Genomic DNA, 24010 nt, shown 5'->3' with positions numbered 1-24010 from the left:
TTGAGGAAGCCACTGAGCAAGTCGCAGTTCCGTTAAGGTTCTGTCTTCCTCTGGGGTCAGAATGATGCGTAATGGGGCAGGCATAACAAGCTAATTTAGCAGTTTTTCTATCTTATAATTAATTCCACCTACCTACTTAATAAGGGCTTATTTGTTAAGTCTGCAAAAAAAAGCTGGGTTTTTTCGGTATCAAGCCTAAAAAACCCAGCTTTCTTTTATATCCTTACTCGAACCCAGTAACTCCCGGAATTTCAAGGACAAAATCTGCCCCATATACAGATGCAGGAGTCTGGAATCCTACCTTAACTTCGCCTTGAATCACCCGTTTGATAACTGCTACAGCCGCCAATGCCGTAAAATCGTATGCTTCCGGCCCTAAGAGTTTTGCAGTTACTTGTTGACCAGTTTCATCCTCAGCAATACCAATTACTCGAGCTTGCCCTTTGGCTCGTTCTGCCGCCGTTGGCCCAGTGGGTAGAGTTTTAATTAGACTTGCTAAAGCACTTTGGAATAGAGACGAGTTAAATAACCCTCCCAAATACTGGCTCGACTCCATCAGGAAGCCCACAGGATTAGGAAATACGGTATAAACCTCAATATTAGGAATACCCGTAGTCTGAAACGCAGTGATAATATCAGCACGCCAAGGGTTTGTTACTGCTGTCTCGGGCCCATAACCAAAATCAACTTTACGTCTTTTCGATGCTGGGCGAGATGGAATGAGCTTACCTGCTTTTCGGACTACCCCGATATGATGTAAAGTTGGCAGTACTGTATTTGCAGTTCCCTGAGATACACCGCCCACTGTTTCATAGATTAAAATCAGTCGCGTTGCAGCTGCTAACTTCTGTTTGAGATAAGCAGCTACACAATCAGTAGGGACAACCCCAAATCCCACACCAGGGAGAAGCATTATCCCTGCACTTTTAGCCTCAGTATCTCGTGCTTGTAGCGCCTGAAATTCAGGTACTTCGCCAGCGATGTCTAAATAATGAGTTTTAGTTTGGAGGCAGGCATCGACAAGTGGCTTTGAGGTTTTGGAGAAAGGCCCAGAGCAGTTGATGACAGCAATTATATCCTCAAGAGAGCGAGCGATCGCCTGCGGATCGTCTAAGCCAAAAACCCGAAAGTCCAAACTTAATTCATTGGCTACAGCTGCTAGTGAACTTTGATTGCGTCCAGCTAAAATTAATTCCAGTCCGTTATTTTTAGCAGATTCAGCAATGAGTTTTCCAGCATAGCCAGTTGCACCATACAATAACACCCTTGATGTCATTCTTATCACCAGCTAGGAATTAATTGTTCGCAATCTGCTGCCATAACCTGACTTCAGGTGGTTCAACCAAAAATTGTCCTGATTTTTCGTTCAAAGCTTTAATATACGGCTGCTGTAGATGTTGAGCTAAAATTTCCTGGCTGACCCAGTTTTCATGCAATAGAAACAAAGATGGCTCTTCAACAGATTGATGTAAATCGTAATTAATACAACCTTCTTCTGCAAGAGTGAGAGCTATTACAGGTTGAAATTCCTGCTTAAAATTTTCTTCCAAACCTGGCTTCACTTTTAGTCGAGCGGTGACGGTTACTTTTTGATTTGACATTGTGATTCCTCTTTTTTAGTAAAACTAATTCAAGTATTAATGCTATTAATAATTTCCGAAGGCTTGAAGTAGTTGTAAGGTATGGGACGAGTTTGATTTCTAATATCTATTTGCCGTTCTATTTCATGCAAGTTCTGTTGAAATTGCACCACAATTTCCTGCGCCAAGGGATCGGCAAACTCCTCATCATAAAAACCCAATTTATCATAGTGGTACGATGTTAAAATCTCAGTCCACATCACCTGATCGGCAGCTTGTTTAAAGGGAGGAAGTATCTTCATGATAGTTTCCAAGTCCACGCCCTTAGTTTCTGGAATTGGGTGGTAGGCTGCATAAGGCATATTGGGTACAAAAGCCATATATTCGTACTGAGAAAAATTCAAAGCAGAGTGTAGAGGAGCGCAAGTGAATACTACCACACTGATGATTTCAATCAGTTGTTCTAGAGTCTCAATCTTGGCTGGCATTCCCTTGACTCTACCACCATCTTGAGCTACTAATTCTCTAGCCCAATTTTGCAATTCATAGTCGTCACTGATATCTTGTGAAGTTTGGTAATAAAGTTGCAAGTATTCAGCCACAAACTTTTCGACGGCATTCCAAATTAATATGCCATCATCCCGGAAAGGAAAGTGCGGTAAAATTTCTGGATCATCCGTTTGGCGACTTTTTATTAACCGAGGGAAGGTAAATTTTTCCACACTCCATTCTTCATAAACCTTCGCTACAAATCCAAGAGACTCCGTCAATGAACCTGCCATAAACTCATCAACCGGGCCTCCAGGCTGTAAAAACTGAGTGCGTCCCAAATCGTTATCAAATAGCATGAAACGAAAGTGGGGTTTTAACAGTAAAGCGATGGGATGATTTTCTGCTAGTTGCCGCGCAGTGACAATCGCGAACGGAGCCATAACTGCATGGGTATAGGCGAAATGACTACCCAATTCTTGATGGTTGCCATCAGCAATTTGAACGCAGGTTTTTGCCAAAAACCAATCTAAATGGGGGTCATCTGGTGTATAAATTACGCTTTTTGCACCAGAGTCATGATTAATCTGAATCGCAACAGGTACTAGAGAACCACCATTAGGACTATCATTACTTTGCCAGTAAAATAGAGCTTGTGGTTTGGGAAGGTACTTTTTAACATTCTCATAGATACCACCTTTAATATCAGATAACAAAGGATAATCTAAGAAATACAGCTTGCCTTCCTTAAGTGCCTTTTCCAAAGTAAATTCTGTACCTGCAACCTTCTGAAAATGTGCATCTGTGACAGCAAAATTCTCAGGTAATACATCAATTTTTTGGATAGCTAATGGGTTCGCTCCAGAGAGTCGTTGTTCCGCAAAACAAGAGTCTGTTTTGTAATTTTTTATGACATCGGGTTTTGGTAGGAGTGACAAAAGTTCTTCATATTCTTCCAATTCATCTAGTGGGTCTAAGAAGTTTCTGGCTTTGGCAGCTAGCATATTTGGCGCAAGAGTTGCCATACTTGCCAAACGTTTAGCAGTATATTCCGCCGAGAATATTTCCTTATGAGGAACTTTATCAATGACTGGTAGGGGAGCTAGATAATCGTAATTAAATTTGTACTCTTCTCGATTTTTATCTAGCCAATTGATTCGGACATTCACATCAGGATCTTTTTGTGGTAAATATGGTTTCACGATGATCTCCAATTCTATTTTTGAGCGGTTGCTAGTAAATGATTAACGTCAGGATTTAGCAAACAAACTTCATTACAGAGTTTTCAGATACTCAATCAAAGCTTTTTTATTCTCATCAGATAAATCAGTGCCATAAATATGTCCCTGATTTGAATTAGCAGTTACCTTGGTATCGTATTTAAAACCTATAGCTTTGGCTTCATTTCCCTCAGTAATAAAACCAACTTTTTTCGGATCGTAGACATCATATCCCCGATAGAAAACTTGAGGACGATTCTCTGGTTTCTCGAACAAATCTTGTAGAGATGGGACTGAACCATTATGTAAATATGGCGCTCTTAACCATAATCCATCTAGGGAAACGGATACATACCCATTAGTTTTACGTAAGTTTTTGAAGTCCCAAGAATAGCCATCACCAAAATGATTGTAAGTATCTGCTCCTTCTTGCGTCCACATATCTAACCGATGGCGGTCAGTTCCCACTTCTTCCACAGGAATAACAGTACCCGTTCTTTCCCCACCAAAAGCGTGACAAGATGCACAAGTATTAGCGAAAATTTGACTTCCTTTTGCAGCCACTTGCTCATCAATAGCAAATGGATATTTAGGAGGTGGTAGTTCTTGAATAAAATCTTCTACTTGTTGTAAATCGGCTACAGGAAGTGATTTTTTGGTAGCACCATCACCAATTGCTCCAGTTTGAACAGTTTCTATTAGTGAAGTTTCTAAGCCATCCCAATGGAGTGCAAACCCTTTGTGCATCTTTTGATTCCAAAGAGGCATCATATCAGAGTTGCCAATAGTGTTATCTTTAGGCAACTTTAAAGTATTGAATTTAACTGGATTAAAAGGATCGATTCGACCAGGCCCCCAGTTAGGACGGGAATCTGTCCAACTATAGTCTTCTTTTTGTTGCAGCAGTGCTTTCTTAGTTTGAGGAATTAGCAGATAGCGATAAAGTAAATTTTCTAACCAGGAAAGGTTGTAATTATATTTGATTTCGTCAAGGATATAATCTGCTGTAAATCTAGGATCGCCAGCAGTTGCACTCAAAAATCGTAAATAGCCTTGTGAATCAAATTTATTAGCAGGAGCCGCAGCCACAATTGTGGGTTTATCTTTCTCTGTTTTTCTATAGGTAGCAGTATGGCAAACAGCGCAAGTTATACCGACACGAGGGAAGCCAATGGTTTTTTTCGTAAACCCAACTGGCATTTCTTTACCCTCTTCCCATGTGATTCCCAAGGAAGTATAACCACCTGGCCCTGGTAATTTATCAGGGAATATTCGTGGTAGTACCAGCCAAATCCAATAGGGAACACCTTGCGCTTCTTCTGTGCCAATAGAACCATATTTAAAGTGTTCTTCAGACGATTCATAATATGTGGGAACCTCTCGAAAAAGGTTGTACCATCCCACATACCCAACTACACCAGCTAAAAGAACCACAATTAAAACGATGCTTGTGATTACCCTACCTATTTTATTTTTGAGTATTGTCATGGCACTCTTTTGCTCCTTTGCAGAAGAATCTGTTTGTAGTGTAGAAATATATCTACACTAGACTAGGGATAAAATTAGGAGAATTGCTTCACTGAAATTGCAGCGATTGCATTTTGCTACGCATTGCTAGGGTCAGAAGAATTAGTTCCGCTAATCCGAAAAACAGGTCTACAAAGGCAATGGATAAAAATCCTTTATCTTGCCCAAAGAAAAGCACTGCACAAATGAAAAATGTCGATCCAAAAGCTCTTGAAGGAAATATTGATATCCAAGCAGTTGCCTGATATCGGTACGGGTCAAGCGCTCCAGGAATATAAAATGCACTAATAATAAACAACAGCATTCCCGCAGCGCGAACCCAAATAATTGGCTCTGGTATATGCATTTGAAGGAACGTCAGCATTAATTCTGGAAAGAAGCAAGAGGGAATGACAAAAAGCATATTAGCAATAATGCCAAGCCAAGTAACGCGACTAAACCATTTAGCGTAATTATTCATTTTTTTCTCCTTTTAAAGCTTTTTCATGTACTCAACTAGGGCATTTTTATCTTCTGTAGGAAGATCGGTACCATATAAATGACCACTGTTACTATTTCCAGATTTTGTGGTATCGAACTTAAAGTATTGCTTACCGTTTTCTACACCGACATCAGATACAAAACCAACTTTTGCTCTGTCAATGACATCGTAGCCACGATAGAATTCTTTAGGTCTATTTTCTGGTGTTTCTAGTAAATCCCGTAAGGTGGGGACTGAGCCATTGTGCAGATAAGGGCCGCGTAACCAAACACCATCAAGGGGCATATTTGCATAGCCATTAGTCTTACGGAAATTCTTAAAGCGCCACGGATACCCTGTATACAGAGTATTTTGGTTAGACATCGTTTTGTAGGTATATGAGTCAAGACGATGAGGGTCTGTACCAATTTCTTGAATTGGGACAACTTTGCCTGTATATGCACCACCAAAAGCGTGACAACTAGCACAATTGCTTTCAAAAAGCTGTTCTCCCTTCGCTGCTATAGTTTTGTTAACTTCGTAGGGATATTTTGGTGGTGGTAGTTCCCAAAGCCAATCAGCAACTCTCTGAATTCGAGGCAAATCAATCGTTGTGGGTGTGACTCCAGCGCCTAAAGCTGCACTTTTATTTCGTTCATCAACGGAAGTGTTATTACCATCCCAATGTAACTGCAATCCCTCACGGGGTTTTTGATTCCAAACGGAAGGGAAATCAGAAGTACCAATCAGTTCATCCTCACGCAACTTATCCATTGGGAAATGAAATTGAATTGCTTTATAAGGATTAAAAGTATCTACTCTTCCTGGGCCCCAATCTGGTTGTTTTTCAACGAACTTAAGTCGAGATGCCTGATTAATTAGTGCATCTCTGGTTTGAGGAATTGCAATGAAGCGATAAAGTAATTTTTCAATGGGATTAATACCACCACTGATTTTTTCAATTTCTGGCAACATCCGGTTAGCAGTAAAGCGTTCATCTATACCAACTGCTGACAAGAATTTGATATATCCCTGCAAATTAACTACATTTGCAGGCATTGCCGTGATGACTTGATGTTCGCTATTGGGAGTATTTCGCAGCGTTCCTGTATGACATACAGCACAATTCAAGCTAACTCTATCGATAAAGACTCGCCGTTGCGAAAAACCTATAGGTAAATTTTTCTCAGGTTCTTTGATAAATCCCAAAGAAGTATAACCTTTTCCAGGTAATTTATCTGGGAATAATTCTGGTAAAACTTTCCAAATCCAGTAAGGGATGCCATTGACCGGTTCGCTGCCGATTGAACCATATTTAAAGTGGTTTTCAATATCAGCATAATCCACTGGAGAGTTAGACAAAATAGGCCAAAGGAAAAATGCTGCTACTGCTACAATACCTACAATTACAACCCAAATTCGTTGGAAGATTCCTTTGATTGAGGTTGGAAGTAGGGTAGGGTTTGTTTGTTCAGTCATGAAACACTCCCCATGTTGTCGAGATTATTTTTAAGCGAAATTGTCGATGCGATCCGCATCGCTTTTTTATCTAGATAAATTTGCAAACTGAGTTTCATGAAAGACTGACATTACTTCTTCCATCATCTCTTCATAGCTATTGAAGCGATCTTGCTCGTAACAACCCAAGGGATTTTCAATGACATTCAGCAGACATTTATTGCAATAAGTACAGGGTTTATCTGCCAGGTCTTTACCTGCTTGAAAAGATTTAACTAGGTCATTATTAGCAATTAGGGTACGAGCCATTGTCACTCCATCGCAATAATGCTCGTCAATTGCCTGACGAATATAAGAAGCTTGCTGTAAACCACCTGTACATAATACAGGAATATTAACGTGCTTTTTAATTTCTCTGGAATCTAGTAAGTTTCTGCCTTGGTTCTCTATTAGTAGTTGTTTGATTTTAGGGTCTTTTACATCATCACCGCTAAATGCTTGAGGAGGCAATTGCTTTTTCACACGATTCCATAAAAAATTGAAAATTGGATGCAAAAATGCTTTGCGAAATAAAATGTAGTTGCGTGTGGTTTCGATACCACTTGACAACATCGCATCATAAGTTCTAGTAATGACATCAAAATTAAAATCACCAATGGGATTAAGTGGGTGAGGAAATAAGCTACCAGTTGACACATGGACGGCATCAGCCCCAGCTTCTTCTGCCCATTGACAAACTTGGATAGAATCTTCTATGGTATTACCTGGTTTTTCCCAAAAGGTGACGGCGTTGTTATAGTCAACGGCACTAATTTTGAATTGCAGATGAAAATCGTTGCCTACTTCTTTGCGGATTGCTCTAATTACATCTAGCAAAAACCGCGCTCGATTCTCTAATGAACCACCATATTCATCTTGACGGTCGTTAATTCCAGAACTGAGAAATTGATTAAAAAGATATCCATTAGCACTGTGCAATTCTACTCCGTCCAAACCTGCTTCACGGGCACGTCTAGCACCATCGGCGAAGTATTGGATTGTTTCTTTAATCTCTGTTATTGTCATCGCTTGACATAAAAAGCCGTGGAATGGCTCAGTTTGGCTAGTGGAACTTAAGGCTTTTTTTCCTAAGTTTTCTACACCACCAATATCTTGCTGTCGCCCCGAATGACTTAATTGCAAAATAAATTTACAGTCATATTCGTGGACTCTTTCTCCTACTTTTCGCCAAAAAGGAATGCGCTCATCACAGTTAATGGTGGCGTAATTGGGCATAATTCGTCCCCGGATGGCGACTGGGACAAAGGAACTAATAATCGCTCCTACACCACCACGAGCAAACTTTTCTTCCCAGTTGATTCGGGCTTGAGTACCTGAACCATCATAGTTATCCCATCTGCCAGAAATACTAGAGCGAAATATCCGATTTTTGACTGTGAGATTACGGAATCTCAATGGCTCAAATATAATATCGTTTTCCATGTGTTTCTCTGTCTTTATCTATTGTTTCGGCAATAAAATTAGGTGTCAAAATTATTCGTAGCACTAACAGTCTCGCCAGAGAACTATTTTTTTAGGTCTCTGGGAGAGCAGTTTTTATGTCTACAAATCTACAGTGGAGGTTTTCGGATAGGAGCGCTAAGTATTAAGTTTTTGTTACTTAAATTTACTTAACCAGTTTCAGCATGGATATTTATCCTTATTGGTTTTTACAGTTATATAAAGACTTTTGCAATTTGTAAACCTACGGTATTTACAGAGCAATTCTTAAAAAAAGTGAAAATTTCCGTCTTTTATTTTTCTTAAAAAGTTAAGGCAACCTTAAAAGTCGCTAAAAGGAGCTGCTCACAATTTGTTACAAACCTAACCAAGTAGGTAGGAAATCGATATAACCATAGCAAATTGGTTATTGAAGACCATTGTAAATTTACAAATTTTTAAATTTTTGATTTAGAAATGTATAAAAGTTTATTAATGACGTTTTGCAAATTTGTGTAGTAACTTCATATATAACGAACCTCAGTAAGGTACATTAATCATCAAAATATCCTCAGACTAAATCTGGAAAATGGGAAATTAGTGATGAAGCATTAATGTACCTCTGCAAACGTGAGGTGCAGTGGAAAAGGTTTAGGTCTTATAAACAGAGAGTTTTATGAAAAAGACAAGTCTAATTTTTAAGGGCTGTCTGCTCCTCCTATTCGTGACTGTGTTTATAGTCTGCGGCTTTTATGGAACGCCTACAGCTCTAGCTGATGAGTATAGAGAAATACCTACGTCCATAAATACCGAGTATTCGGATACGGGTGTATCTGAGTACCCTGATAACTGCGAGGGTATCGGTTATCTCCCAGAGTACACAAAGGAGAATTTGACAGATGCCGAGAAACGGGGTCGTTGCACTTGGTATTTATGGACTGGCGGTAATTCTAAGTACTATCGCGATTTAGCGAAGCGAACGCGTGGTGGTGTTGACCTATTAAAGCTGATTGACTCGCGCGTGCATGACGAGCGATTGCAACGTTATGGCGCAATTAACGATCCTGGATGTGAAAAGGCGACAGCGCCAGATAAATATGGTTTGTGGCTAGATGAGTGTAAAGATCCGCTCTCAACTGGCGTTATTGGGTTGCGTAAGTTTCAAAACCCCAACTTCGATTCGACAAAATGGAACCCTGTTGAATATGCCAAAACTTCACAAATTGAGCCTCCATACGTAATTGGCCAGTCCTGTGCCATCTGTCACGTAGCATTAGATCCTCTCAATCCACCCAAAGACAAGGAACATCCAAGATGGGAAAACCTGGTACCAGCATTGGGTAATCAGTACATTAAGGAAAACAAATTATTTGGAAGCAGCGTTGCGAATAATAGTTTTATTAAGCAAGTACTTGATTCTCAAAAACCTGGTACCTCTGATACTTCTCGGATTGCCACCGATCATATCAATAATCCGAATGCGATTAATGCCATTTTTAATTTAGGCGATCGCCCCAAATATCCAGAGGTAATGAACGATGGTTCAACCAAAGATGTTAATCATATTCTCAAGGATGGTGCGGACTCTACAGGAGTGGCAAATGCCTCACTACGCGTCTACGTCAACATTGGGATGTGCGGCGATTACTGGACAAGTCTTCATGAGCCTTTATTAGGCAGAACTCCCCAAAAACCTTTTGATATCGAAAAGGCGCGGAAGGAGTGCGAAGGCTGGAGACAGACAGAAGCACGTATGGCTGATGCCGAAGCATTCTTAAAAACCATCCAGCCGATGCACCTGAAAGATGCACCAGATGGTGAAAAGTTCTTGACTAAAGATGAAGAAGTTCTCAAACGTGGGAAGCTGGTTTTTGCTAGCACTTGTGCTAGTTGCCATTCCAGCAAAAAGCCACCTGCTGAAATTGCAGCTGACCCCGAACAGGCTCAAAAATGGTACGAAGAGTCTGTACTCAGTAGTAATTTCCTCGACCACAACTTCTTGTCTGATGACCAGCGTTATCCAGTTACTTTAATTGGGACTAATGCGGCGCGATCGCTAGGGACAAATGCCGCTAAGGGGCATATTTGGGATCAGTTCTCATCGAAGACGTTCAAAGAACTGCCATCACCAGGTACTTTGACGCTGTACAACCCCTTTGATGAGAAAAAACCCATCGAATTTAAGATACCTGATGGCGGTTTGGGATATTACCGTACACCTTCACTAGTTAGTATTTGGGCAACAGCACCACTTCTGCACAACAATACACTAGGACTTTACAACGAAGATCCTTCAGTAAAAGGACGTGTAGAAGCCTATACGGATGCGATGGAAAAGCTGCTGTGGCCTGAAAAGCGTGAGGGAATTATCAGCAGGACATCTCAAGATACTAAATTAGAGCTTCCCCCAGGAGATCCGAATCCGAGATTTAAACTTCCTGTTCCTAAAGGTACACCTGTGAATTTGCTGGCAAGCATCAATATGAGAGAGGCGATTACATCTCTCAATCTCGGCAACCTTTTTCAAGACTTGAAACCGGAGGGTGGAATTAAGGGTAAATTGGCACGTGTACTTTTAAGAGCCAACAAATCTCCTGACTTTGTAGAAGATGAAGGTCATTATTTTGGCTCAAATCTCCCAGATGAAGACAAGAAAGCCCTAATTGAGTTCGTGAAAACTTTCTAAGTACAGCTCCCGTGTAATATCGTAGTGTTTTAAACGCAGAGAATTCGCTACGAATTAATAAAATGTTTGTACTCAGACAACTTGTCTTGATATTCTGCACTCGTTTCCAGGTTAAATCTGGGAACGAGAAAAAATATTGATTAAATAGCAAGGATATATATGGCGTATTTACCAATCGTCTTCGTTCGTGGATATGCAGGTACACAAAAAGACGTTGAGCAAACAGTCAACGATCCATTTTATGGATTCAATAGTGGTTCAACTCATATTCGAGTAGATGAGAAGGAAAATCCTCAGAAGTTTTTTTTCGAGAGTCCATTGCTGCGGCTAATGACCGATCATGGTTATCAACCGATTGTTGACAATCAGAATGTGAGCAATCAAATTAAAAGATTGTCCGATCGACTTCATCAAACTATTTGGATCTATCGATTTTATGATATATCTACACCTAGCTTTGGCTCCTCAAGTGTAGTCCGACAAGAGATGGAGCAAATAGCTCAGGGTTTAAGAGACTTGATCCAGAATGTCAAAAAAACGACGGGTGCTGATAAAATTTATCTGGTTGCCCACTCGATGGGAGGTCTTGTTTGTCGCAGCTTGATTGAAAAGATTTATCCAGAACAAGGCGAGCAAGCTGTCGATCATATTGACAAATTCTTTACCTACGCTACACCTCATGGCGGTATTTATTTTGAGGTCGGGGGTGGCTTAATTGAAAATCTCAGGGACAGGTTTCAATTGAATAATTCTGATGACTTTGGCCCCCAGAGGATGTACCAGTATTTAACACCTAATATTAAGTCAACGGCTGAGTTACCCGATAACTTTCAGCTACAACAATTACAAAGTATAGATAATGCATTTTCGCCAAGCCGCGTTTTTTCTCTAATCGGCACGAATGCACATGATTATGAAGAAGCTTTTGGTCTTTCACGCAATCTTGTTGGGGTGAAAAGTGATGGTCTAGTTCAGATTGAGAAAGCTTATATCCTTGGATCTCATCGTGCTTATGTTCATCGCTCTCATGGTGGCCCTTATGGCATATTGAACTCCGAAGAAGGTTATCAAAACCTGCAACGATTTTTGTTTGGTGATATCCAGGTGAAACTCTCTTTGAGCAATGTTGAGTTACAAGACCTGGACAAGAACTTTTATCAACTGGAAACTAGAGTGGCTTTGCGTGGTCTTCCTATTCCAATATATGAGCAAGCGATCGATCATTATTGCCCAATTACACAAGAGTTAACCCGAACAGATAAACCTATTCCGCTATTTACAGCTTTCTTAATCCCCAGAAACTCAGTCAATGATGATAATACCTGTAGATATGCCCTGCGTTTAGCACTGCATTCCTTTACAAAACAAGAGACGAATTGGTTACGCGACCATCATCTCGACCAAGTACCTTTGTGGTCTGACTATCTAATTACTGATGTTGCCGAATCAAATAGCACTTATGAGGCTAAATACAGTTGGAATTCTGAAGAAAAAGAGCCAGTAACAAAATTAAATCCAACTTCAGAATCTAGTCCAGATGTATATGTTGCGTATGTTGCTTTACCTGAACGCGGTCAAAAAGTCTTAGGAACAAATGCAGCAGTTCGCTTGGAAATTTCCCAATGGCAATGAAGGAGGCAGAGGGAGCAGAGGAGCAGGGGAGCAGGGGAGCAGGAGAGCAGGGGAGAATGACAAATGACAAATGACAAATGACAAATGACAAATAACAAATAACAAATAACAAATAACAAAAGGAAAAATTATGCAGACTAATCGCAAACAAACGGCTCTTATTACTGGTGCATCTGGTGGCATTGGTTATGAATTTGTGAAATTATTTGCTCAGGATGGTTACAATCTTGTGTTGGTAGCTAGAAGCCTGGAAAAGCTGAATAAAATTGCCGATGAATTTAAAAAGAAATTTGGCATTGATGTCAAAGTTATTTCCAAGGATTTATCTAACCCATCAGCCCCAGAAGAAATTTTCACTGAGCTAGAACAAGCATCGATTAATGTTGATGTGCTGGTGAACAATGCTGGATTTGCTACCTACGGATTATTTAACGAAATTGACCTGAATGCTGAAATGCAATTGCTACAGGTTAATGTTTTATGTCTGACACATTTAACCAAGTTATTTCTCAAAGGTATGGTTAAACGGAGGTCTGGAAAAATATTAAACCTGGCTTCCACAGCTGCTTTTCAACCGGGGCCGCTGATGGCAGTATACTACGCTAGTAAAGCTTATGTATTGTCATTTTCAGAAGCGATCGCAAATGAATTAGAAGGTACAGGCGTTTCTGTAACGGCGCTTTGTCCAGGGCCTACCGAATCTGGTTTTCAACAAAGAGCCGCAATGGAAGACTCAAAGTTGGTAAGCGGTCAAAAAATTATGACTGCGGAAACAGTAGCCGAAATTGGTTATCGTGGTCTATTTGAAAACAAAACTGTTGTCGTTCCTGGAATTAAAAATAAGCTACTCGCTGAATCTGTAAGATTTACTCCCAGAAAGCTAGTGACTAAACTAGTTAGAAATATGCAGGAAAGCAAGTAATAAGTGGGTCGGCGTAAATAATTAAACGTGAGTTCGACGAGTACTATTTTGACCTCTCCCCCAGCCCCTCTCCTACCAAGAGAGGGGAACAAAAACTTTTGTTTTCTCGTTACTCCTCCCTCTCCCAAGGGGAGACGCACTCGCGTTCGCCTTTTAGGAGAGGGAGGCTGGGAGGGAGAGGTCTGTCGAACTCACTTTATTTTAGCCAAATGGTATAATCTGTCGGCTGCAACATAGTTGTTGTACTGTGCCGCAGCGATGGTTGATTTAACCCCGAACTGGGAGTGAGATGGAAAAGTCAGAGCTTTGTCCCAATTGGGACTGAACTTCCAGCCGACCATCATGTTTCTCGACGACAATCTGATGGGCGATCGTTAAACCTAACCCCGTTCCTTTACCAACCTCTTTAGTGGTAAACAAACGCTCAAAAATCTTAGATTTAACTGATTCATTCATGCCTTTACCGTTGTCAGAAATACGAATTTCAACCGCATTTTGTTCGGATAATAATGCAGTGTGAATCGCGATTTGTTGGGGATGATTTTCTAACTCTTCAAAGCTTGTTTGCTGTGCTATTTCATCGAACATATCAATCGCATTAGCCAGAATGTTCATAAACACCTGGTTAAGCTGACCGGGGAAGCAATCAATTTCAGGGATATTACCGTAGTTGCGGATAACTTTAATGGCAGGCCGATTTTCATTGGCTTTAAGCCGATATTTGAGAATCAACAGCGTACTATCTAACCCTTCGTGCAAGTTGACTTTAACTTTGTGTTCTGTATCGGCACGAGAGAAGGTACGCAAGCTGGTACTGATGCCTTTAATGCGATCGGTTGCGCCTTTCATCGAGTCAATTAACTTGGGTAAATCCTCCAACATAAACTCCAGGTCAAGTTCTTGGGCTAATTCGGCCACCGCACCCGTAGGTGGCTGGTGCTGGTGATAGGTATCTAAATACTCACATAGGTCTAGGACATAATCTTTGGCATTGTTAATACTGCCGTTGAGGAAGCCGACGGGATTATTAATTTCGTGAGCCACCCCTGCCACCAAGTTACCCAAAGTCGCCATTTTTTCGCTTTGCACAATCTGAAGCTGAGATTCTTGGAGCTGTTGAGTATATGCTTGGGCTTGCTGATAGAGACGAGCATTTTCCAGTGAAATCGCAGCTTGGGCGCACAGCAGATTCAGCACCTCAACGCGATCGCGGGTAAAGGCTCCCGTTGCCAGGTTATTTTCTAGATAGACTATGCCCAGCAACTTACCCTGTTGCAGAATCGGGCTGCACAGCAAACTCTTGGGCTGTTGGTTTTGGATATACGCATCGCCGAGCAATAGCGGCTCTTGTGCAGCGTTGCTAATCACAGCAGGTTGCAAGCTGCGTTTGACTTTTGTTACCAGACTGATGGGCACTATACCACTATCGACAAGCGACTGGGTTGGATACAGAATCTGCGTTTCGATTTGGCGCGATGCCGTAAGTTCTGCCCTAGCCTGAACTGTGAGATTTTGCCCTTCACTCAACATCAAAGCACACTGCGTCGCACCAGAAGTTTGCATTACCGTTAGCAAGAGAGTAGCAATTAACGGCTCAAGCTCGATTTCACTCGAAAGAGTTTGCGACGCTTTGAGGATGGCAACCAGATCCAGAGAATCAGAAAGACTCGTGGAGGAAGTACTAGTCGAGGTGACAGTTGCAGTGGAAAATAAGGTTTCGTCAATAGAGAGTGGTGTCTGCGCCCCTTGGAGGATGGGAGCTAGCAGTTGGGGATAGCGAGTTTCCAAGTCAGCGAGTTTGGCTTTCGCCCCCCAGCGAGCATACCCATAGTAAGCGTCAATCAAGTAAGCTTGGGCGATTCGCTCTTTGTTCCAATCCAGATAGAATTTTGCCGCCAGTTCATTGCCAAGGGCTGCTTCCTGAGAATAGCCATTGGCTTTGGCACCCGCGATCGCCAAATCGTAAAATTCTATAGCTTCGGTTTTGCGATCGAGAACGCGATATTTTTCCGCTTCTACTAAATGATATTTGTGCAAGTAATTCATCGGGCCATAATCTGCCCAATCTTTTAACTTAGCTTGATTTTCTTCGATTCGCTGCCATCGCGGTTCTGATGGGGACATTGATTCACCAGGATTAGCCAGCAAGGTCAAAGAATCATAAAAATAGAAGATTGGTTCAACGATACTTCCCATTCCTCCAGCTAAATACTGTCGCGTTTGAGCGGCATCGTGCTGGGCTTTGGCAAAATCTTGCAGCCAGTAATTTAAGGTGAAGCGATAAAGGTAAAAGAAGGATAGTCGGTAAAAATCGACTTTTGCCTCATCCAGAACTTTCTGTTCGTAGGCATCCTGGCGTAAGGGAATCTCTTGTTCTGACTGACCTAAAAGAATTTGCGCCGCTTGCCAGTAAGCCAATACACAGTTTGCTGCTGTGACTTGGTGGAGGTCGAACAACTGCTGGTAATAAGCACGAATTTGGGGTTCGAGTTCAGCTAGGGGTTGACCGTACCAATACGCATTGAAGCAGTATAACTGGGCATCGTAGCCCATAAATTCTAGATTGCCAGTTTCCAACCCGGCTTGATATCCGTCCAGTAGAATAGGCAGCGTGTCTTGCAAATGGATCGTCCAAGAACCCACATAAGCCCCCATTAACATCGCAGTTGCAGCTCGGATGTTTTTGGCATCTGGTTCTAAGGCGAGTTGGTATCCTAATTGCCCAAACTGAGGCACTTTTGACATATCGCCCCACAGCATCCTCAGTTGGAAGGCGTAACCCACGTAGCAAAACGCCGAAACCGGACTGTTGCCAAATTGAATCGATAATTTGACCTGGAGCGCCACGACTAGGAAATAAAGCTTTGTGCCGGACATGTAACAAACTGGTGTCAGCCGCGCTGCATTTTGCATAATTGCTAATTGCTGCGGATCGGTCATTTTCGGCAGATGAATGAATGACTCAATAGAACGACCCTCAATTAAAGCATCAATTTCTTGCTTCAGGAGGCGAATGTCGTCTAGAGTTGGTTCGTCTGGTAGGTTCACGCCCAACATCCGGAAAACTGATTGACCGATCGCGATCGCCTCGACAAATTGATTGCGGGCGACCAACGCCTGAATTCTGACTTGATAGACTGGCACTCGTTCTAAAGGTGTTTTTGCACGATCGATTACCGCTTCAATCCACTCCTCCATCTGCTCAAAAGCACCAGCCAAAAAAGCGACCTCGGCAGCTAAGTCATGCAGGGATAGAGTTATTTCGTACTCCCGTTGCCAAGCATCCCCTCCCAGCAGTTGCAGACCGACTGTGGCATATTCACGGGCGGCATGATAGGCGGTTGCGGCTCTGGCTTTGCGGCAAGCCGTGAGGTTGAGTTGGGCGAGTTCGTCCTGTTGCTGTTGTTTTCCAATCAGCGTGGTTCCATAGTTCAACTGATTGACGATTTCAAAAATGCGCTCTTCTCTAGCGGCTGGGGAAACTTGTTGCAGCAGAAGTTGTCCGATTTGGTAATGAGTCGTCTGTTTTTGCTCGTCAGGGATGAGGGAATAAGCAGCTTGCTGGACGCGATCGTGGAGGAAGCGATAAGAACAGTTAAAGGTTAATGGCTGTTGGACTTCTGCCACGTGAAGTTCTGATAGTTGGTAGAACTTATAGACATCGCTGATGGGCAGAATTACGCCTTCTTGCAAGGCTTTCCAGAGATCGAGCGCGGTATCTTCGGGCGATCGCTGATTGACAATCGCCAGGGTAGACAAATCGAACTGAGCGCCAATGCAAGCCGCCAGTTTCAAAGCAGTCTGGGTGGCAGTCGGCAATTTTTGCAACTGAAGTGCCATAAATTCGACGACATCATCGGTGAGCGCGAGTAACTTCACCGCTGCCAAGTCACATTGCCAATGTCCTGTCTGGAAGTCAAACCAAATATAGCCGTCCTCATGCAGTGCTTTGAGAAATTGGGTGAGGAAGAAGGGATTCCCCTTGGTTTTTTGATAGACCAACTCCGAAAGCGGTTGAGCCAGTTCAGTTGAGCAACTGAGCGTATCTGCCGTCAACTGATTGACGTGGGTTTGGCTCAGAGGTTGTAGGGTGAGGGTATGGATTTGGGTTTGGGCTTTTTTAACCTCATCGAGCATCAGCATCAAGGGATGAGTCGGGAACACTTCGTTATCCCGATAGGCTCCGATGACGAACAAATAACCGCGATCGCGTTCTGTCAGCAGTAGTTTCAGCAAGTTTAGCGAAGCTGAATCAGCCCACTGCAAGTCATCCAAGAAAATGACCAGTGGATGCTCCCTTGTGGTGAACACCGTGATGAACTTTTGGAACAGCAGATTGAAACGATTCTGAGCAGCACTACCGGAGAGTTCTGGTACTGGGGGTTGTTGGCCGACGATCTGTTCGAGTTCCGGAATCACCTCAATAAGTACCTGGCCATTGTCACCCACTGCCCCCAGGATTTTCGCTTTCCAATCAGCTAACTGCGCGTCATCACTGCTCAGAAGTTGACCCATCAGGTCGCGGAAGGCTTGGACAAAGGCACTAAACGGCAGATTGCGGTTGAACTGGTCGTATTTACCTTTGATGAAATAGCCATACCAACGCACAATCGGCTTATGCACTTCATTGACGACGGCGGTTTTGCCAATACCGGAAAAACCTGCCACCAGCATCAGTTCGGAGGCTCCGTTGGCAACTCGGCCAAAAGCATCGAGCAAGCTTTGAACTTCTTGTTCTCGTCCGTAGAGTTTTTCGGGAATCAAAAAGCGATCGCTGATATCTCGTTGGCCTAAATCAAACCAGGCGAGTTTACCTGCAAGATGATATTCTTCCTGGCATCGCAACAGATCGTGCTTGAGACCGAGGGCGCTTTGATAGCGGTCTTCGGCATTCTTGGCCATCAGTTTGCGAATGATTTCACCGAGTATGATGGGCAAATCGGGATTGCGATCGCAGATAGAGGGTGGTTGTTTCGCTATATGGGCATGAACCATTTCCATTGGCTCGTCTACTGGAAATGGTAACTGTCCCGCGAGCAGTTCAAAAAAGGTAACTCCCAAGGAATAGAAATCGCTGCGATAGTCAATTCCCCGGTTCATCCGCCCGGTTTGCTCCGGTGAGATATAGGCGAGTGTGCCTTCTAGAACGTTGGGATTTTGAATCTCTTGGGTTTCGCGGGGTAACAGGGAGGCAATGCTAAAGTCAATCAGCTTAATCTCCCCCGTTTCTGGTTGAATCAGAATATTAGCTGGTTTAATGTCTTTGTGGATAATCCGTTGCTGATATAGCTGGTGGAGGATATCTACAATTTGCAGGGCAATAGGCCAGAATTGTTCGACACTCAAAGGGGCAGCCTGGATGTAATCGCGTAGGGAGATGCCACCGATGTCTTTCATTACCAAAGCATAGCCATTTTGGTATGGTTCTAGACTCAGCGGTTGGACAATGCCTGGGATGTCGAGATTTTTAGCGATCGCATACTGATTGCGAAACTGCACCAATTCGCTGAAGCTGGGATAGTCGTGTCGCAGTAGTTTAATAATGACTGGTTTTCGATCTAATTCCCTAAGAGCGCGATGTACTAGGGTATTGGAACTCGAATAAATTAGCTCGTTTATGCGATAACCAGCGATCGTCAACATAAATCTTATTTTTATTTACAAATCTTTTTTTATGTATATAGATCGTTCCCGCTTTGAGATTATCTTTAACTTTTAGAGACAAAAGTTAATAATTACGATCGAATTTGCGATCGTTTGCTCTAAAATTACTGGCTCAAAATGTCATTAATTAACTATAAAAAACTAAAACAACTTATACCAATTCTTTAAAATCCGGCAACACATATTCGCTCCGAAACATAATGCATAGTTGTATATTCTTTTTATAGCATTTCCTAGTCTGTTGAGGTACAAATTTCTGCGTACCTCTGCGCTTTACTTTGCGTCTTTCTGTGTTTCAAAATATTATCTGTACCTCACTTAACTGGGAATCGCTATATATACTTTTTACTACTCCAAACAATTAGTTTTTTAGTATTAACAGATAGTAATGAAAATTGAGATAATTTAGTTCAGATTAGTGAGAGTTTATTGATTTATTTGATCGATCGTTTTCTACTTTTTACAATTATCCATAACATTTTGATATCTTTTTTAGTTTTTATTAGCAATTAAGATGCGTTCGCCCTGCCTCCCTGCTTTTTCACTAATCCCCCTGTGGATGCTCATCCCACAAGGTTGTCAGTTCCCGTAAACTTTGATGATTGCCATTGCCCAAAATCAGATGATCTAGTACTGGAATGCCCAAAAGCTGCGCCCCTGCTAACAACTGACGCGTCAATTCTATATCTTCCTGGCTGGGTTCAAGGTTCCCAGAAGGATGGTTGTGGGCAACTATTACCCGCGTTGCGCCTTGACGAATAACTTCTCGAAAAATATCACGGGGAGAGGCTAGGGTTTCGGTTGCAGTGCCAATGGTAATTACTTGCGTACCCAACAAGCGATTCTTGACATCTAATAACACCACTGCAAAACGTTCTTGTACCTGCCACATTAAATCTTGGCTGAGGGTAGCAGCAGCAGCCAGTGGGCTATCAATTAATGTGCCATCGTTGGGACGTGATTGAAAGGCGCGTTTACCCAATTCAATTGCTGCTAAGATACTTGTCGCCTTCGCCGGGCCAACACCAGAAATTTGCATCAATTCAGCAGGGCTAACTTCTCGCAGAACTACCAAAGGATCGCGTTGGTGTTTGGCTAATTCGCTCAAGATATATTGTCCCAAACCCACAGCAGATAGTTTTCCCGGCCCTTGACCAGTGCCTAGAAGAATTGCGATTAACTCGGCTGTGGCTAAAATTTTTGCACCATGCGTCATTAATCGCTCACGCGGACGCTCATTTGTAGGTAGGTCGGCAATTCTGAGGCAATAGGTCATATTAAACTAAGAAAATAGCACCACACATCGAACTATCCTTAGTTATCCCTCGTTTGCTCTCAAAATCATCTTTATTTGAGAAAATCTTTAACCTTGGTAAGTTTGTATGGGTAATTTCATTTACAACTTTTAAAGGGAACACTAAAAAAAGATGATTTAGAACGATGCCTACGGCGGTAAACTACGCTATGTTCGATGATTTATTCAACAATTTCAAAGGTTTTATTGACGCTAAACTTCAGGAAGTCGGTAACGATCTGCAAAAACGCTTCGGCGTTCCCGAACCCGCAGAGCCATTTGTGCTGATTCGTCGATTCACACCTGCCGATTCTACGGTGACAAAAGGATGTATTGCAATTGTCCAAGAAAGCTGGCAAATTGAAGCTTATGACGATAATAATCAGAGCTTTTTTACGAATAGTGCAGATCCTTTGCGAAATGTGATCTTGTTTGAAGTTGCAGAACCCGATGTCCAAGAGTGTGTTTTTGCTTGTCAATTTTATGCGAAAGCGCTAAGCACAGAAAAACCAATTAAAGTTAGCTTAGGTTTTCGGAGAACGGGACAGTGGGGTACATGGAGGCATTTCTGGCCAACAGAAGTTTTACTAACGGAAGATTTTCAGCCTTACGAAGCGCGTGCCTATTTTAAAAAAGAAGCAGATGTTGCCACAGTTCAAATCAGTGTGCAATTTGAGAGTAGTGGCATTCTTCAAATTAAAGATATTGAGTTGCTGCAAGCGCCTGTAAAGTAACAATCACGAGCAATATCTAGAACGCCCAAATATGACAAAAGCCTACTATTTCAAAGGAAATATTAAAAAGAATCTAATTTAGGGGGTAAACTACGCTATGTTTGACGAGCTATTCAACAATCTAACAAGTTTTATTCTCTCTAAAGCTAAGGAAACCCTTAAGGAGCTAGAAAAACCACTCGCTATTCCCGAACCCGCAGAGCCATTTGTGCTGATTCGTCGATTCACATCTGCCGATTCCATAGTAACAAAAGGAGGCATTGCAATTGTTGGAGAAAGTTGGCAAATTGAAGCTTATGACAATAATACTCAGCGCTTTCTAACTAATAGTACAGATCCTTTGCGAAAAGTCATCTTGTTTGAAGTTGCAGAACCCGATGTCCAAGAGTGTGTTCTTGCTTGTCACTTTAACGCGAAAGCGCTAAACACAGAAAAATCAATTGCAGTAAGTTTGGGTGTAGGTAGACCACAAGAATCGGGCGGAATGAGAACAACTTCATGGGGTAGAGGAGTTTCACCAACGGAAAATTTTACGCCTTATAAAGTGCGTGCCTATTTTAAAAAAGAAGCGAATGCTGCTAAAGTTCAAATAGGCGTACAATTTGAGAGTAGTGGCATTCTTCAAATTAAAGATATTGAGTTGTTGCAAGCTCCCGTCAAGTCACAATCATGAGCATCTAAGTTTACAATCGTAATTATATTACTTTGTCAAGATAGTTTTGAGGGTTTGTAGTAAGTATTTTAGTGCTTAGAAAATAAAGACTAAAGTCCTTACTACAAACTTGTTTACCATCAATTAAAACTTGACAAATGAATAGTGCGCTCGCATAATTTAATAGCCCAATACTACAGGCGATCGCAAACCATTTAAACCCCTTCATTTTTGCTAATTACTGATGAATTTGCGTTGCTTTGAGCATGTGGTAGGTAATAATCAACTGAGTCAGAGCCAAAGGGTAACTTTGGAGTGTTTCTCCGGTTGTACCAGCAATTTTACCCAGTTCTGGATTACTTTCGCGATCGCAAATACTTCGTAAATGGGGCATATCAGAACAAATAATATGCTCTAGCTTATTCACCTGGTCTAAGGTGGCATGACCATCAACTTCTAAGACATCTACAGGCTTACTCATATCCCTGTCTAACCCTAGACGGATCGCTGAGTCAGAATTACCATAGCCAGAGTTGACAATCTGGGTAAAATCTGGGTGCGGAATTGTTGGACGTAGTACCAGACGGACATTCAGGTGTCCATTGGTTTCATCATCTTCCCCGGTGGGTGGGTAGAAACTGATTACTATATCAGACCATTGCCGCTGCGGACGGATAAACTCTGCTGAATCTGGTTCGCGCTTTTCTAATTCTGCTAGTACCTGTTCATCTGTGTAGCCGCGCTTTTGGGTATCCCGCTTGACTTTCCACTTTGTGCGTAGTTCTTCAGGGGGTGCAAGATAAACTTTCACGTCGTAGGAATCACGAGCAGCACGGGTAGAATAGCCGAGTAATCCCTCAATGATTACGAATTTATTGGGCTTGATATACTGCGGTGGCTCGAATGTGCCGGTTTTATGGCTGTAAACTGGCTTAAGAATTGGTTGTCCCGTGCGTAGCAGCGACAGATGTTGCTGCATAATATCTAAATGATTGCAATCGGGGTGGAGAGCAGTGATGCCAATTTCTGCACGTTGTTGGCGATCGTAACGGTGATAATCATCTGTACAAATTAGCGTGACATTTTCTGGGCCAAGTACCTGAGCGATTCCTCGCGTTAGTGTTGTTTTACCAGCCGCGCTGTCGCCGACAATACCAAGAATTATTGGACGGCTCATCATAACCTCCCACAATAAAAACAATTTTAGTAATAAAATTACCTACAATAGTTTTTATTCTAGAAGGGTTTAAGCTAGTAACTCAAACAAACACTTGGTATGCAATATCTCTACACATACATAGAATGTTTGGGCGATGCCTACGGCGGTAAACTACGCTTTTTGCATAATAATTACAATCTAAATGATTGTTAAAGTTATCTGTACGCATAAAAACTAGACATTTTCTGTTGAACCTACTCTCAGCCGCAGATATTCAATTTTGATACAAGCATCCATAACCACATTAAGTCCTGCATTTATAGCTTTTTGTGCTGATGGTTGATGCCAGATACCCAGTTGTGTCCATACAGTTTTAGCAGTGATGGAAATTGCTTCATCTACAATTTCTGGCAAGTACTCAGAACGACGAAATACGTTAACAATATCCACAGGTTCGGGTAATTCCTGGAGTGCGGCATAACTGGGTTGACTGTCAATTTCTTTAATTAGCGGGTTGACGGCATAAACTGTATAGCCTTTTTGTCGCAAGAATTGGGCGATTTGATAACTGGTGCGATCGCGTTTATCAGAGTGACCTACAATAGCGATAGTTTTGGCTTGGGTCAACACCTCGCGCATAGCGTTATCATCTTCTTTAAGGTTTGGCATGATTTAAAATATCTTGAGCGATCGCTTTGCTTATCATACTGAGTTGCATTTAAATATAATTTACGCCTTACTGCTGGGAGAGGAGCATCCTGACATGGCCAATTTGCACGTTAGCCCTTATAGGAGTTCTGGGGAGATTTTAGTTAAGCGATGGTCTGAGCCGTTTTAATTAGCGATCCGCCCGTGGTGGCATACATCCTGTATAAAAAAAGCAAAATTCCATTGCAATGAAAAGACTATAGGTTATACCAATTTAATGTGAAGTTGCACATATCTTGATCCCCCTAAATCCCCCTTGAAAAGGGGGACTTTGATAGATGTTTTTCCGGTTCCCCCCTTTTTAAGGGGGGTTAGGGGGGATCGAATTCTATGCAGCTTTATAAAA

At 42.1% G+C, this 24010-nt stretch carries 16 protein-coding genes; 5 read left to right on the top strand and 11 right to left on the bottom strand.

Features of this window, described 5'->3' with window-relative positions; genetic code table 11:
- Window positions 1-223: 223 nt before the first annotated feature.
- The 7 genes from RMY32_RS08200 to RMY32_RS08170 all read right to left on the bottom strand — a co-directional run bounded on the left by RMY32_RS08200 (window position 224) and on the right by RMY32_RS08170 (window position 8216).
- Entirely contained in the window at window positions 224-1276 is a 1053-nt protein-coding gene (locus tag RMY32_RS08200; RefSeq protein ID WP_322709687.1) for a saccharopine dehydrogenase family protein, read from the bottom strand.
- Between the two features lie 19 nt (window positions 1277-1295).
- Complete coding sequence (locus RMY32_RS08195) at window positions 1296-1601, bottom strand: putative quinol monooxygenase (protein ID WP_322709686.1); 306 nt, start codon at window positions 1599-1601, stop codon at window positions 1296-1298.
- A 29-nt stretch (window positions 1602-1630) separates the two neighbouring features.
- The gene (locus RMY32_RS08190) at window positions 1631-3271 is read right to left on the bottom strand and encodes a lipoxygenase family protein (protein ID WP_322709685.1); all 1641 of its coding nucleotides are present in this window, start codon (window positions 3269-3271) and stop codon (window positions 1631-1633) included.
- A 72-nt stretch (window positions 3272-3343) separates the two neighbouring features.
- Window positions 3344-4777, bottom strand: a complete 1434-nt coding sequence (locus tag RMY32_RS08185; RefSeq protein WP_322709684.1) for a c-type cytochrome — start codon at window positions 4775-4777, stop codon at window positions 3344-3346.
- 88 nt (window positions 4778-4865) lie between these two features.
- A complete protein-coding gene (locus RMY32_RS08180) occupies window positions 4866-5276 on the bottom strand; it encodes a hypothetical protein (protein ID WP_322709683.1) in 411 nt (136 codons plus the stop codon).
- 12 nt (window positions 5277-5288) lie between these two features.
- On the bottom strand, window positions 5289-6755 hold the full coding sequence (locus RMY32_RS08175; RefSeq protein WP_322709682.1) for a cytochrome c: 1467 nt from the start codon (window positions 6753-6755) through the stop codon (window positions 5289-5291).
- Window positions 6756-6821: 66 nt separating this feature from the next.
- A complete protein-coding gene (locus tag RMY32_RS08170) occupies window positions 6822-8216 on the bottom strand; it encodes an NADH:flavin oxidoreductase (protein ID WP_322709680.1) in 1395 nt (464 codons plus the stop codon).
- A 673-nt stretch (window positions 8217-8889) separates the two neighbouring features.
- Here RMY32_RS08170 and RMY32_RS08165 point away from each other — a divergent pair.
- The 3 genes from RMY32_RS08165 to RMY32_RS08155 all read left to right on the top strand — a co-directional run bounded on the left by RMY32_RS08165 (window position 8890) and on the right by RMY32_RS08155 (window position 13453).
- Window positions 8890-10899, top strand: coding sequence for a hypothetical protein (locus RMY32_RS08165; protein ID WP_322709678.1), 2010 nt, complete (start codon window positions 8890-8892; stop codon window positions 10897-10899).
- A gap of 159 nt (window positions 10900-11058) precedes the next feature.
- Window positions 11059-12531: a lipase family alpha/beta hydrolase gene (locus RMY32_RS08160; RefSeq protein WP_322709677.1), complete on the top strand. Its 1473-nt coding sequence runs from the start codon at window positions 11059-11061 to the stop codon at window positions 12529-12531.
- Window positions 12532-12661: 130 nt separating this feature from the next.
- Complete coding sequence (locus RMY32_RS08155) at window positions 12662-13453, top strand: SDR family oxidoreductase (protein ID WP_322709675.1); 792 nt, start codon at window positions 12662-12664, stop codon at window positions 13451-13453.
- Between the two features lie 267 nt (window positions 13454-13720).
- On the opposite strand, the gene RMY32_RS08150 is transcribed toward RMY32_RS08155, so the two are convergent.
- Complete coding sequence (locus RMY32_RS08150) at window positions 13721-19096, bottom strand: AAA family ATPase (protein WP_322709674.1); 5376 nt, start codon at window positions 19094-19096, stop codon at window positions 13721-13723.
- A 565-nt stretch (window positions 19097-19661) separates the two neighbouring features.
- Window positions 19662-20393, bottom strand: coding sequence for a RadC family protein (gene radC, locus RMY32_RS08145; RefSeq protein ID WP_322696528.1), 732 nt, complete (start codon window positions 20391-20393; stop codon window positions 19662-19664).
- A 164-nt stretch (window positions 20394-20557) separates the two neighbouring features.
- On the opposite strand from radC, the gene RMY32_RS08140 reads away from it, so the two are divergent.
- A complete protein-coding gene (locus RMY32_RS08140; protein ID WP_322709673.1) occupies window positions 20558-21145 on the top strand; it encodes a hypothetical protein in 588 nt (195 codons plus the stop codon).
- Between the two features lie 97 nt (window positions 21146-21242).
- Window positions 21243-21818: a hypothetical protein gene (locus RMY32_RS08135; protein WP_322709672.1), complete on the top strand. Its 576-nt coding sequence runs from the start codon at window positions 21243-21245 to the stop codon at window positions 21816-21818.
- 217 nt (window positions 21819-22035) lie between these two features.
- On the opposite strand, the gene RMY32_RS08130 is transcribed toward RMY32_RS08135, so the two are convergent.
- Window positions 22036-22974: a phosphoribulokinase gene (locus RMY32_RS08130; RefSeq protein WP_322709671.1), complete on the bottom strand. Its 939-nt coding sequence runs from the start codon at window positions 22972-22974 to the stop codon at window positions 22036-22038.
- Between the two features lie 216 nt (window positions 22975-23190).
- Window positions 23191-23625 carry a CoA-binding protein gene (locus RMY32_RS08125; RefSeq protein ID WP_322709669.1) on the bottom strand — a complete coding sequence of 145 codons (435 nt, stop codon included), beginning with the start codon at window positions 23623-23625 and terminating at the stop codon, window positions 23191-23193.
- Window positions 23626-24010 lie beyond the last annotated feature (385 nt).

This window comes from Nostoc sp. ChiSLP03a (assembly GCF_034531215.2).
Classification (GTDB): Bacteria; Cyanobacteriota; Cyanobacteriia; order Cyanobacteriales; family Nostocaceae; genus Nostoc.
This window is presented reverse-complemented; position numbering and strand designations above follow the sequence as displayed.